This is a genomic window from Streptomyces lucensis JCM 4490 (assembly GCF_014650035.1).
Taxonomy (GTDB): Bacteria; Actinomycetota; Actinomycetes; order Streptomycetales; family Streptomycetaceae; genus Streptomyces; species Streptomyces lucensis.
The window spans coordinates 615,609-628,566 of the sequence record NZ_BMUE01000001.1 but is presented as its reverse complement, the minus strand read 5'-3'; the positions used below and the strand labels follow the sequence as shown (position 1 = coordinate 628,566).

Annotated in this window: 11 protein-coding genes; 1 reads left to right on the top strand and 10 read right to left on the bottom strand. The window is 73.9% G+C overall.

Going from position 1 to position 12,958, the window contains the following annotated elements; translation table 11 throughout:
- Nucleotides 1-103: 103 nt before the first annotated feature.
- The gene (locus IE177_RS02865; protein ID WP_190013084.1) at nt 104-1,663 is read left to right on the top strand and encodes an alpha/beta hydrolase; all 1,560 of its coding nucleotides are present in this window, start codon (nt 104-106) and stop codon (nt 1,661-1,663) included.
- A 73-nt stretch (nt 1,664-1,736) separates the two neighbouring features.
- On the opposite strand, the gene IE177_RS02860 is transcribed toward IE177_RS02865, so the two are convergent.
- The 10 genes from IE177_RS02860 to IE177_RS02815 form a co-directional block, all read right to left on the bottom strand.
- Nucleotides 1,737-2,174: an RICIN domain-containing protein gene (locus IE177_RS02860; RefSeq protein WP_190013083.1), complete on the bottom strand. Its 438-nt coding sequence runs from the start codon at nt 2,172-2,174 to the stop codon at nt 1,737-1,739.
- 249 nt (nt 2,175-2,423) lie between these two features.
- Complete coding sequence (locus IE177_RS02855; RefSeq protein WP_190013082.1) at nt 2,424-2,711, bottom strand: hypothetical protein; 288 nt, start codon at nt 2,709-2,711, stop codon at nt 2,424-2,426.
- A gap of 203 nt (nt 2,712-2,914) precedes the next feature.
- Nucleotides 2,915-4,093 (bottom strand): adenylyltransferase/sulfurtransferase MoeZ, encoded by a 1,179-nt coding sequence (moeZ, locus tag IE177_RS02850; protein WP_190013081.1) that lies wholly within the window; start codon nt 4,091-4,093, stop codon nt 2,915-2,917.
- 63 nt (nt 4,094-4,156) lie between these two features.
- Nucleotides 4,157-4,906: a spherulation-specific family 4 protein gene (locus IE177_RS02845; protein WP_190013080.1), complete on the bottom strand. Its 750-nt coding sequence runs from the start codon at nt 4,904-4,906 to the stop codon at nt 4,157-4,159.
- Nucleotides 4,894-5,853 (bottom strand): NAD-dependent epimerase/dehydratase family protein, encoded by a 960-nt coding sequence (locus IE177_RS02840; protein WP_190013079.1) that lies wholly within the window; start codon nt 5,851-5,853, stop codon nt 4,894-4,896. The genes IE177_RS02845 and IE177_RS02840 overlap by 13 nt, the downstream gene beginning before the upstream one ends.
- 202 nt (nt 5,854-6,055) lie before the next feature.
- A complete protein-coding gene (locus IE177_RS02835; protein WP_229815863.1) occupies nt 6,056-7,441 on the bottom strand; it encodes a hypothetical protein in 1,386 nt (461 codons plus the stop codon).
- Entirely contained in the window at nt 7,438-9,165 is a 1,728-nt protein-coding gene (locus IE177_RS02830) for a DUF3492 domain-containing protein (RefSeq protein WP_190013078.1), read from the bottom strand. Before IE177_RS02830 ends, IE177_RS02835 begins: the two co-directional genes overlap by 4 nt.
- A gap of 201 nt (nt 9,166-9,366) precedes the next feature.
- Entirely contained in the window at nt 9,367-10,962 is a 1,596-nt protein-coding gene (locus tag IE177_RS02825) for a dipeptide ABC transporter ATP-binding protein (RefSeq protein ID WP_190013077.1), read from the bottom strand.
- Nucleotides 10,959-11,957, bottom strand: a complete 999-nt coding sequence (locus IE177_RS02820; RefSeq protein ID WP_190013076.1) for an ABC transporter permease — start codon at nt 11,955-11,957, stop codon at nt 10,959-10,961. Before IE177_RS02820 ends, IE177_RS02825 begins: the two co-directional genes overlap by 4 nt.
- A complete protein-coding gene (locus tag IE177_RS02815) occupies nt 11,954-12,955 on the bottom strand; it encodes an ABC transporter permease (protein WP_190013075.1) in 1,002 nt (333 codons plus the stop codon). Before IE177_RS02815 ends, IE177_RS02820 begins: the two co-directional genes overlap by 4 nt.
- Between the last annotated feature and the right edge of the window lie 3 nt (nt 12,956-12,958).

The following is a 12,958-nucleotide window of genomic DNA, read 5'->3' as shown; positions in this document are numbered from 1 at the left end:
TCAGAGCGTTTTCCACAGGCCTCAACGGGCTCGGCCCGCAGCACCTACCATGGCTTTCACGCCCGGCGCGGCACGACGCGGAGGGCCTGTGAGGGGGGTGCGCATGCGGCGACTGCTGCGATGGACGGCCGCCGTGGCCGCGGCACTGCTGGTGGCCGGCTGCGGCGGCTCGGCGGGCGGGGACGCGCCGGAGGGCAAGGGAGCGGGCACCGCCACCCCGCCGGCATCGGCGCCGGGGCCCTCGGCGTCACCGGCCGGCGCCGGCCTGCCGGCCTCCCTCACCTCCCAGCACCTCGACTGGCGCCGCTGCGAGGCCACCGGTGACTCCCCCGCGCCGGGCGGCGACTGGCGGTGCTCCACGCTCAGGGTGCCGCTCAGCTGGTCCGATCCGCGCGGTGCGACGATCGGCATCGCCCTGATCCGCGCCCGGGCGACGGGGCGCGACCGCATCGGCTCGCTGCTGTTCAACTTCGGCGGGCCGGGCGGCTCGGGGGTGTCGATGATGCCGTACTTCGCGGCCACGGCCTCCTCCCTCCGCGCCCGCTACGACCTGGTGAGCTGGGACCCGCGCGGGGTCGGCGCGAGCGGGGGCGTCCGCTGCCGCGGCGACCGGGACATCGAGGCGGCCGAGGCCGTGGACGCCACCCCGGACACCCCGGCCGAGGAGAAGGCGTACTTCCAGGACGCCGCCGACTTCGGCAAGGGCTGCCGCAAGGCGGCCGGCCGGCTGCTGGCCCATGTGTCCACCACCGACACCGCACGCGACATGGACCTGATGCGCCAGGTGCTCGGCGACACGAGGACGCACTACTTCGGCATCTCCTACGGCACCGAACTCGGCGGCGTCTACGCCCACCTGTTCCCCAAGCGGGTGGGGCGGCTGATCCTCGACGCGGTGGTCGACCCGACCGCGGACACGGTGGGCCACGCCGAGAACCAGGCCCGTGGCTTCCAGCGGGCGCTGGACGACTACCTGAGGTCCACCGGCCAGGACCCGGCACGGGGTTCGCGGAGGATTGCGGCCCTGCTGAGGCGGCTCGACGCCGAACCGCTGCCGACTTCGTCGGGACGGAAGCTGACCCAGACGCTCGCGGTCACCGGGATCGTCCTGCCGCTGTACAGCGAGTCCGGCTGGCCACGGCTGACCAGTGCCCTCGAGTCGGCGGAGAACGGCGACGGCTCGCAGTTGCTGGCGCTCGCGGACGACTACGACGAGCGGGACTCCGCCGGACACTACGGTACGACGTCCCACTCCCAGCGGGTCATCTCGTGCCTGGACGACAGGCAGCGGCCGACGCTCGCGGACACGAAGCGGCGGCTGGCGGCGTTCGAGCGGATATCGCCGGTCTTCGGCGACTTCCTGGGCTGGGACACGGCCGGCTGGTGCCATGCCTGGCCGGTGCCGGGCCAGTTCGACACCCCGCGGGTCAGCGCCCCGGGCGCGGCCCCGATCCTGGTGGTGGGCAACACCGGGGACCCGGCGACGCCGTACGAAGGAGCCCGCAAGATGGCGGACGAGCTGGGCAGAGGCGTCGGTGTCGAACTCACCTGGAAGGGCGAGGGCCACGGGGCGTACGGCAGCGGCAGCGACTGCGTCGACTCGGCGGTGGACGCCTACCTGCTGAGGGGGACGGTGCCCGAGGACGGCACGGTCTGCTCGTGACGCGGACGGGGCCCCGGGCGCCTGTCGCACCCGGGGCCCCGCACCAGGACTCACCTGGCGGTGACTTCGGCGATCAGCTCCAGCGCTGGGCCTTGAGGCCGCCGTCGAAGCCCGTGTAGAGGACGCTCTCGTGCTGGCCGAGAGTGAGCTTGGTGGCCTTGTTCTGCAGCCGCCAGCCCGCCGTGTCCTTGATCTCGTACCACTTCTGGTGGGCGCCGCCGTTGCACTTCAGCATGTAGACCTTGCCGTCGGCGTTGCTGTCGAGGCAGTAGTCGTAGCTGGTCTTGAGCGTCCAGGTCCCGTCGGACTGCTTCGTCTCGGTGAACTTGGCGATCGGTGTGTCGCAGTCGGCCGCCGCCTGCGGGATGTTGTTGACGACGCCGATGCACTTGCCGTTGAGCTTGTTCTTCCAGGTGACGGTGCCGTTGGCGAACGCCTGCCCGGCGCCCGCGACGATCACCACCGGGGTGAGGACCGCCACCGCGAGCCTGCCCAAAAGGCGCTTCTTCATCAAACTCCCCCTGTTCTCATGTCGGTTCGTGACGACAGCGACGGCGCGGGCCCGCGGGGATGGTCGTGCCCCGCTCCGGCCGGCGGCCTTCCGTGACCATGGTCACGCGCCGTTCGTCAACCCCAACGCGCCGGTCAGCGCGTTAAGTTGACGCCACGGTAACCGACGTGATCAACACCCTGCAACGCGCATTCCCCCACAACGGACACAGGGTGTGAACCGTCACACTTTCGCTGCCCGTGCCACTGGTCAGCCGACGGAGACGCTGTGCGTTCCGGGCACCTGCACGGCCAGCCCGGGCGGGAGGACCTGGACGATCCCGCCCCCGCAGCCCGGGACGTTGTGGATCAGGACGGGTATGTCCGTCATGTTGAAGACGGTCGCCAGGCGCGGGACCTCGAAGCAGCCGCTCGGTTCGGGGTACACGGCCCCGCCGATCTCGAGGAACCCGTTGGCGGCGAGCGCCGAGCCGGGAACGGCGAGCGCGAGCAGCCCGGCGGCGGCGAGTGTGGCGAGTGTGGAGCCGATGCGGCGCATGAGGACCTCCCGACGTGCGGGCCGGGCAGCTCCCGGCCCTGCAACCGACCGTACGGAAACGTGCACGCACTGCATCCCGGTGTGCTCCAGGTGGGCGACCACCGCGCCGGCAGCGGCCGGGACGGCGAGAAGCCCACGGCCCGACCTCGTCGGAGCCGTGGGCTTCCTCGCTTGTACGCTTCCGCTCGCCGCCGGAAGGGTGGTCAGTAGACCGGCTTGCTCGGTTCGATCTGGTTGACCCAGCCGATCACGCCGCCGCCCACGTGTACCGCGTCCGAGAAGCCCGCGGACTTCAGGACCGCGAGGACTTCCGCACTGCGGACACCCGTCTTGCAATGCAGGACGATCTTCTTGTCCTGCGGGAGGCCCTGGAGGGCGGTGCCCATGAGGAACTCGTTCTTCGGGATCAGCCTGGCGCCCGGGATGGAGACGATCTCGTACTCGTTCGGCTCGCGGACGTCGATGATCTCGATGTTCTCGCCGTCGTCGATCCACTCCTTGAGCTGCTTGGGAGTGATCGTGGAGTCGGCCGCCGCCGCCTGGGCCTCCTCGGAGACGACGCCGCAGAAGGCCTCGTAGTCGATCAGCTCGGTGACGGTCGGGTTCTCGCCGCACACCGCGCAGTCCGGGTCCTTGCGGACCTTGACCTGGCGGTACTGCATCTCCAGGGCGTCGTAGATCATCAGGCGGCCGACCAGCGGCTCGCCGATGCCGGCGAGGAGCTTGATGGCCTCGTTGACCTGGATGGAGCCGATGGACGCACACAGCACGCCCAGGACGCCGCCCTCGGCGCAGGAGGGGACCATGCCCGGGGGCGGGGGCTCCGGGTAGAGGCAGCGGTAGCAGGGGCCGTGCTCGGACCAGAAGACGGAGGCCTGGCCGTCGAAGCGGTAGATCGAACCCCACACGTAGGGCTTGTTCAGCAGCACGCACGCGTCGTTGACCAGGTAGCGGGTCGCGAAGTTGTCCGTGCCGTCGACGATCAGGTCGTACTGGCTGAAGATGTCCATCACGTTGTCGGCTTCCAGCCGCTCCTCGTGAAGGATCACGTTCACGTACGGGTTGATGCCCTTGACGCTGTCGCGCGCGGACTCGGCCTTGGAGCGGCCGATGTCGGACTGGCTGTGGATGATCTGGCGCTGCAGGTTCGACTCGTCGACCTCGTCGAACTCCACGATGCCGAGCGTGCCCACGCCCGCGGCGGCCAGGTACATCAGCGCCGGCGAGCCCAGGCCGCCGGCGCCCACACAGAGCACCTTGGCGTTCTTCAGCCGCTTCTGCCCGTCCATCCCGACATCCGGGATGATCAGGTGGCGGGAGTACCGGCGGACCTCGTCTACGGTGAGCTCAGGAGCTGGCTCGACCAGGGGTGGCAGCGACACGGGGACTCCGTTGGTCGGTCTATCACTACGGTTGTTCTCCTCGTAACAGTGCCACGCCCTTTTTCATTCCGAGACACCTGTTCCGATCCGCGAGACGATGTCGTCCCAGTAACCGGGCATCGTCTCCCAGGGGTCCAGGCGGCCGCCCCCGTCCGTGTGGTCCGTGAAGTAGACCGTGGCCGCTCCTTGCCAGCGGGCGATGCGCAGTGCCTCGTCCAGGTGGCCGCGGGGAACGCCGTGCACGAAGTGGCAGAAGCGGTCGGGCGGGTAGTCGGCGGTCCACTCGGCGACCTGCGACCAGCGGTAGGCGGACCAGGAGCCGGCGAAGGTCACCAGCTGGTCGGCGCTCTCGGCATAGCCCGGGTACGGGTGGCTGCCGTGGCCGAGGACGATGTGGGCGGTGTCACCGGTCGAGCGGAGCGTGGCGATCGTGCGCCGGACCTCCGCGAGCAGGGCGCGCTCGGTGGGGCAGCGGTCCAGCAGGAAGCCGTCGACGCGGTACCAGTCGCGGTAGCGGTGGGCGTCGGAGAGCAGGTCGGCGGGGATCCGGGCGCCGTGGACGAGGTCCAGGCGGCCGAGGACGCGGACGCCCGCGGTGCGCAGCCGGGCCGCGGCTCCCAGGCAGTGCGGGTCGGGCCGGGAGCCGGGGCCCGCCGCCACGTCGAGGACCACCCAGTCCAGCGGGGTGCCGGGGCGGGCGAGTTCGGCCCACTGGGCGGGGGCGACGAGCGGGTGGGCGTATCCTGGGACGCCGAGGGCGGTGCGGACGCCGGTGCTCCGGGCGTCCGCCGTGGTGCTGGTCAGATGCGGCATGCCGCCTCCATCCAGATGTCCGCCAGGGACTCCTCGAGGTTGATCCGGGGCCGCCAGCCGAGCCGGTCGCGCGCGGTGCGCACGTCGGCCTGCTGCCAGCTGCCGCAGCCGTCCGGGTACGGGTACGCGACCGGGGCCGCGTGGTCGGGGTCGACGCGCGGGTGGCCGAGTGCGCCGCGGAGCGGGCCGGGCGGGGTGTCGAGTTCGTGCAGGGCGCCGCCGTAGCCGGCCACGCGCGCGAGGACGGCGGCGGCGTCCCGGAGGCGGACGGCGCGTCCGGAGCCGATGTTGATGACACCCTGCGCCGCGGAGAGCGAGGCGGCGTGCACGGCGCGGGCGACGTCGCGCACGTCGATGAAGTCGCGCTGGACGCCGAGGCCGGCGAGCTTGAGTTCGCCGTCGCCGGACTGCATCGCGCGCCGCATGGCCTCGGCGAGCCTGCCGAGCGGGGAACCGGCCGGGGTGCCGGGGCCGGCCGGCGAGAAGACGCGCAGCACGACGGCGTCCAGGCCGGAGCCGAGGACCAGTTCGGTCGCGGCGAGCTTGCTGACGCCGTACGGGCCGCCGGGGCGGGGCACGGCGTCCTCGGCGGTGGAGGACCCGGGCTGGCTCGGGCCGTACTCGGAGCTGCATCCGATCTGCACCAGGCGGGCGCCGCAGCCGCTGCGGCGCAGCGCCTCGCAGACGGTGGCGACGGCGACGGTGTTGTGCCGGACGAGGTCCCGGGCGCCGCCCCGGGTGGCGCCGGCGCAGTTGATCACGACTCCGGGGTGGACCGCGTCGAGGAAGCGGGTCAGGGCGCCCGGGCTGCCGGTGGCGAGGTCGAAACGGACGTCGGCGTCGTCGCCGCGGCCGAGCGCGGTGAGCTGGACGGCCGGGTCGGCGAGCAGCCGCTCGGCGACGAAGCGACCGAGGTATCCGTTGGCTCCGATCAGCAGAACCCTCATCGGGCGGCTCCCGGGGTGTGCGCGCCGGCGGTTCCGGCGGCTCCGGACGCTCCGGATCGGGAGGTGGTCATCTGGTGTTCTCCTTCGAACGGGTGATGCGGGTGCCTCCGGCGGCGGTGCCGGGCGCCGGCACCGCCGCCCGGTGCCGTGGCGTGGCCGGAACGGGCGGTACGGGGCTCGGGCCGGACCGGTGGCGGAAGATTCACTCGGGTGCTCCCGAGGGCGCGTGGGCCGAGGCGCCGGTGAGGGTGCGCACGGCGTGCAGGAGCAGGCTCAGGGCCGCAGCGCCGCAGGCGAGGGCCGGGACGGCGGCCTCGCCCCACGCGTTCACGACCGTCTCCACCGGGGTGGTCAGGAAGGCGCAGCCGGGCAGCCGGCCGGCCGCGGGCAGGGCGACGGCCATCGCCTCGGCGGCCGTCGCCGCGCCGAGGGCGAGGGCGGGGGCGTGCCGGCGGTGGTGCACGACCAGCAGGCGGGCGAGCAGGAGCAGTGCGCCCAGGCTGAGGCCCTGCGGGTAGGCCGCGTCCTCGCGCAGGGCGGTGCCGCACAGCAGGAGCAGCGCGGTGAGCGCGCCGAAGAACAGCGTGACCGTGCCGAACAGCAGCGGTTTCGCGGCCGCCGCGAAGTCCTCCAGGCCACGGCTTCCGGCGAGCCTGCGCCGGGCGCCCGCGGTGAACAGGTGGGCGCACCAGGCCGCTGGGGCGCAGGCCAGGGTGAGGGCGAGGACGGACGCGCAGGCGGTGGGCCAGGGGCCGTCCGGGGTTCCGGTGGGCAGGGTGTCGGGGCCGCCGGTCATGACGGCGTGCAGCAGACCGTCGCCCAGGAGTGCGTATCCGAGCAGCCAGAGCGTGCACGCGCGGGCGCCGTTCGACGTGCGCCACGCGCGCGTGCCCGGCTCACCGCTCAGCGGTCCGCGGCGCAGTGCCGCGCGCGTGGCGAGGGCGACGGCCAGGAGGCCGCCGAGGGCCACGAGCGGGCGGGGCTGTCCGTGGGCGAGCCGCAGGCCGGCCACGGTGGCCGCGGCCAGGGCGCCGGGCAGGAGCGTGAGCAGGACCCATCGGGCGCGGACGCGGGGCACGGGCGGGGCGTCGGTGTCCTGGTGCGGTTCGCCGTCGCGCGGCACGCGCGCGTACAGCTCCTCGGCGAGCGAGAACACGTCCCGGTGCCGGAAACGGGCGGCCGCCCGGTCGGTGACGCCGTGCGCCTCCAGCCCGGCCGCGATCTCCAGCGGGTCCACGGCGCGCTCGCACAGCTCACGGTGCCGGTGCAGCAACGCCTTGACCGGGTCGACGGCTCCGCGGCGGGGGGCGGGGGCGGGCCGTTCGCGGGGCCCGGCGCCCTGAGCCGTGCGGACGGACGGCCCCCGTGGCGGGGGTACGGCGGCGGGCGGAACCGTCACCGCGGTCTCTTCGGGCGGCGGCCACTCCCCAGCCCGCTGGTCCCATGGGTCGGCGCCGCTCGGCGTTCGCGGCCTGTCCGGTGCCCCCGGCACGCTCGCGGCGCGGCGGTCGCCGCCGGGCACGGCGTCTTCCCGGGTGCCGTCGCCGCGGTGGCCCGCACCGGTGTCCTGGGCCCGTCGCCCGCTCATCGCGCCCCCTCCGCCGCGGTCGGCGGTGTCGCGCGCACCGGTGCGCCGGTGGCCCACGCGGGGACGGCCCGGGGCAGCGGGCGGACGGTGGGGCCGGTCCAGCGGCCGGGGATGCGGGACTCGGCCGGGGTGGCGAACGGCAGGGGGTCCCCGGCGTCGTCCAGCAGGACCCGGCGGACCGGGCAGTGCGAGACGATCTCCAGGTAGATGCCGTGGAACGCGGCGATGTTCTGCTCGACGGTGAACAGTTCGAGTGCCCGGGCGCGCGCGGCGGCTCCGAGGCGCTCACGGCGCTCGGGGTCGCGCAGCAGAGCCACGCACGCCTCGGCGAGCGCCCGGGGATTGCGCGGAGGGACGACGAGACCCGTGCCGCCGATGACCTCCACCACCGCGCCGGCGTCCGTGGACACCGTGGCGCGGCCGCAGAACATCGCCTCGATGAGGCCGATCGGGAAGCCCTCCACCACGCTGGACAGCACGACGACCGCGCCGGACGCGTAGGCGTCGGGCAGGGTCGGGACCTCCGGGCCGCCGATCCGCTCGAAGGAGACGGGGTTGTCGCCGACGGCGTGGACGCCGTCCGCCTCGTCCGGGAAGAGCTGTGCGGCGAGCGCCCGGCAGTGGCCGAGGTAGGCCTCGCCCTCCGGGCCGGCGGGTGCGCCGACGATCCTCAGGCGCGCACCGGGTTCCTCCTTGCGTACTTCGGCGAAGGCGTGGAGGAGCGAGAACAGGTCTTTGGCGGGTTCGACGCGCCCGACCCAGACCAGGGTGTCCGGGTCGGAGCGGTCCGGGCACTCGCCGACCTCCGTGAAGCGGGCGTCCGCCATGCCCGGGTAGACGGTGCGGATCCTGCTCCGGTCGGCGCCGCACCGTTCCTGCCAGCGGCGGGCGTGCGCGTTGCCCGGGGTGAGCACCTCGGCCCGGCGGTACACCTCGGCCGTGAGCCGGCCGTGGAAGGACGCGAGCAGCGCGCGTACGGCGGGGGCGGCGGTGTCGGGGCCGAGGGTCAGGTAGTGCGTGCGGAGCTGGACGCCGTACTCGGTGACCAGCAGCGGTACGCCGGCGAAGTGCCGGGCCACCAGGCCGGGGAGGGCGGCGGTACCGCCTGCGGTGGCATGGCAGAGGTCGGCCGCGCCGAGGCCGTCCTCGTCGTACCAGTCGAGGGAGAGGGGGCGCAGGGCGCGTTCGAGGTGGGTGGCGACGGTGAGCAGGTCCGGTACGCGCGCCTCGTGCGCCGTGCGCAGCGCGCCGGGGGCGCGGCAGGCCCGTTCCAGGGTGCGTACGGCGGCGTCGGAGCGCAGGGCGCCGACCAGTCCGCCTTCCTCTCGGGCGAGTTCGGCGAGACCGTACAGCGCGTTGGCGAAACGGTCCGCCAGATCGGCGGAGCCCGCCTCGGGCCCGGTGTCGGGTCCGGTGCCGGATCCGGCCTCGGCTCCGGCGCACACCGCGGCGACCAGTTCGGCGTAGCACTCGGTGAAGCGCCGGCGTGCGCGCCGCCCGTGGGCGACCCCGTCGTCCTCGGCCGTCCACAGCGGCGCCGTGCGCACCCGGCGGGCCTGCGGCGGGAGCGGGACGAAGCCCTCGTCCCGCTGCCGCCGGCTGCGGCTGAGCGCGTGGATGTCGAACTCGTGCTGTTCCAGCCCGCGCACGAGCCGGTCGCACCAGAGTCCGGCGTCACCGCTCACAAACGGGTAGCCACCCTCCGTAAGCAGTCCGATGCGCACGTGTGCACCCCCGATCTCCCGTCTGGGGAGCCGCCGTTGTCCCGGCGGCCCGCGGCGGGAAGAACGTAAGCGCACAAGGCGGTGGTGCGACGGACGGTTGTCCGTCGCACCACCAAAAGGGGTGAACGGTCGTAACTTTCGCGTGCGGGCCACGTTGCGCCACGCTAAGGGATCAGACGGTGACGACCCCCTCACGAACCGTCACACCGCTGCGGGTTCCCCGCGGGCCGCGCGCCGCCGGGCCGCCAGCTCCGGGTCGAGCGCGGGCACGGCGGCCAGGAGCTGCCTGGTGTACGCCTCGCGCGGGCTGTCGTACACCTCGTCGGCCGGCCCGTACTCCACGAGCCGGCCCCGGCGCATCACCGCGACCCGGTCGCTGACCTGCCGGACGACGGCGAGGTCGTGCGCGATGAAGACCAGGGCGAGGCCCAGTTCGCGCTGCAGTTCGCCGAGCAGGGCGACCACCTGGGCCTGTGTGGTGACGTCGAGCGCGGAGACCGGCTCGTCGCAGACGATGACGCGCGGCTCGGCGGCGAGCGCCCGGGCGATGCCGATGCGCTGGCGCTGTCCGCCGCTGAACTCGTGCGGGTAGCGGTCGTAGTGTGCCCGGTCGAGCCCCACGCGCTCCAGCAGTCCGGTCACGCGCTCCCGGATGCGCTGCTCGTCGCGTTCCCCACCCGCCCGGAGCGGATCGGCGATGGACTCCCCCACGCCGCGGCGGGGGTTGAGGGAGGAGACGGGGTCCTGGAAGACCATCTGGACGGCCGGGTCCACGCCGGTGTGCGGGCGCCCCGCGTAGCGGATGCCGCCGGCGGTCGGTTCCAGCAGGCCGACCAGCATGCGGCCGAGCGTCGTCTTGCCGCTGCCGCTCTCCCCGACGACGCCGAGGGTCTCGCCGCGCCGGACGGTCAGCGAGACGTCGTCCACGGCGGCGAACCTCCGCTTGCCGCGCCCGAACTCGCGCCGCACCCCGGTCGCCTCCAGCACGACCTCGCCCGCGGCGGCCGGGGAACCGGTCCGGCGGGCGTCCACGCGCGGGACGGCGTCGAGGAGTTCGCGGGTGTACGCCTGGGCGGGCGCGGCGAGGACCGAGCCGGCCGGCCCGTACTCGACGGCCCTGCCGTGCCGCATGACGAGGACGTCGTCCACGCTCTCGGCGGCGACGCCCACGTCGTGGGTGACGAGCAGCAGGCCCATGCCCGTCTCCTCGCGCAGCGTGTGCAGCAGGTCGAGGATCTGCGCCTGGACGGTGACGTCGAGGGCGGTGGTCGGCTCGTCGGCGATCAGCAGGTCCGGTCCGCAGGCCAGGGCCATGGCGATGAGGGCGCGCTGGCGCATGCCGCCGCTGAACTCGTGCGGGCGGGACCGCGCGCGCCGGGCCGCGTCCGGGATGCCGACCCGGTCGAGGACCTCGACGGCACGCGCGCGTGCGGCGCGTCGCGACACGCGCGTGTGGACGCGATGCACCTCGGCGATCTGGTCGCCGACCGCGTAGTAGGGGTCGAGGGAGGACAGCGGGTCCTGGAAGACCATGGCCGCTCTCGCGCCGCGCAGCCGCCGCAGCTCCTCGTCGGAGGCGTGCCGGACGTCGGTGCCGGCGACGCGGACCGAGCCGGTGACCCGCGCCCCGGTGCCCCGGTGCAGGCCCAGCAGGGCGCCGGCGACCGTGGACTTGCCCGAGCCGGACTCGCCGACGAGGGCCAGGGCGGCGCCCTCGGCCAGGGTGAAGGAGAGTCCGTCCACGGCCCGCAGGGAGCCGAACCCGACGCTCAGGTCCGTCACTTCCACCAGGCTCATGCGAGCACCACCCGTCGGTCGGCCACCGCGTACAGCACGTCCGCGACGGCGTTGGCGAGGACCACGAAGAAGCCGATGACCAGGACCATGCCGACGACCACCGGCAGGTCGACGACCTTCACGGCGTGCACCAGCTCCTGGCCGATCCCGGGCAGGCCGAACAGGGTCTCGGTGAGGACGGCGCCGCCGACGGCCGAACCGACGTTGTTGGCGTTCAGCGCGATGACCGGCGCGAGTGCGCCGCGCAGCGCGTGCCGTCCGACGACGGCGCGCTCGCCGACGCCGTAGGCCCGGAAGGTGCGGATGTGGTCCTCGGCGAGTGTCTCCAGCATGGCGGCGCGGGTCAGCCGGGCGAAGGCGGCCGCCTCGATCAGGGCCAGCGAGAGCCAGGGGAGCAGAAGGTTCCACGCCCACTGTTCGGGGTCGTCGGTGAGGTTCACGTACTGCGGGAAGGGCAGCAGCTGCAGTTCGCCGCAGACCACGATCATCAGGACCAGGCCGATGACGAACACGGGCGTGGCCGTGCCCGCCAGGGTGACCGCGGTCAGGACGCGCTCGCTGAGCCGGCCGCGCCGCCAGGCGGAGAGCACACCGGTGCCGACGCCGAGGACGAGCCACACCACCATGGCGCCCAGGACGAGCGACAGGCTGACGGGCAGCTTGGTCGCGATGATGTCCAGGACCTGCCGGCCGCTCTGGTACGACTGCCCCAGACAGGGTGCCGTGCAGTGCTCGACCGAGGTGCCTGTGGAGAAGTCCTGGCCGATGAACAGGCCCTGGAGGAAGTGCCAGTAGCGCAGGTGGAGGGGGTCGTCCAGGTTCAGCTGTCGGGCGACCTGGTGCACCTGTTCCGGTGAGCAGCGCGGGCCGCAGGTGATCTGGGCGACGTCGCCGGGGGTGGCGTAGAAGACCACGTAGACGATCACCGAGACGACGAACAGCGTGATGACCGCGCCCAGGGCCCGCCGCAGCAGGAATCCGCCGAAGCCGCTCATGCGGTCGTCTCCTTCCCGGTTCGGCCGGCGTCCCCGCGGCCGGTTCCGACGCGCAGGCGGGAGGCGGCGCGCGGGTCGAGGGCGGTGCGCACGCCGTCGCCGAGGACGGTGAGCGCCAGGACGGTGACGAACAGGGCGCCGGCCGGCAGCAGCAGGTACTGCGGTGCGGCCTGGTACCAGACGTCGGCGGCGGTGAGCATCTGTCCCCAGCTGGGCGTGGGCGGCTTGACGCCGACGCCCAGGAAGGAGAGGGCCGCCTCCACGGAGATGTTCATGGGAACGAGCAGCGCCGCGTAGGTGATGACGGGCGCGGCGAGGCCGGGCAGCAGCTCGCGGCGGGCGACCTGCAGGGTGTTCCAGCCGCTCAGCCGGGCGGCCGCGACGTGGTCGAGACCCTTCAGGGTGAGCGTCTGCGCGCGCACGATCTTCGCGGTGTTGCCCCAGCCGATCAGGCCGATGACCAGGGTGACCAGGACGGTCCGCGGGAAGCCGGCCGGCACGATCGCCAGCAGGGCCAGTGCCATGATCATCAGCGGCATGGCGACGATGACGTCCGTCGCGCGGCTCAGCAGCTGATCGACCGAGCGGCTGCCGAGCGCGGCGGTCACGCCGACCGCGGTCCCGATGCCGACCTGCAGCACCGTCGCGGCCAGCGCCACCCCGAGCGACACCCGCGCCCCGTACACGAGCCGGGCGAACAGGTCGCGGCCGGTCTGCGGTTCGACGCCCAGCCAGTGGTCCGCGCCGATGCCGCCCAGGGGGCCGACGGGCACGCCTCCGCGCGCGGAGTCGATGAGGTCGGGGTGGTAGGTGGTGGGGTCCTGGCCCTCCAGGGCGGTGAGCAGCGGCGCGGCGAGCGCGATCAGGACGAGCAGCGCCACGACGGACGCGGCGGCCAGGGCGGCGCGCTGCGCTCGCAGCCGCCGCCAGAACCGGCGTGCCCCCGGGGCCGCCGGGGCGGACGCGTCCGCCCCGGCGGCGACGAGTGTCTCGCTCACGGC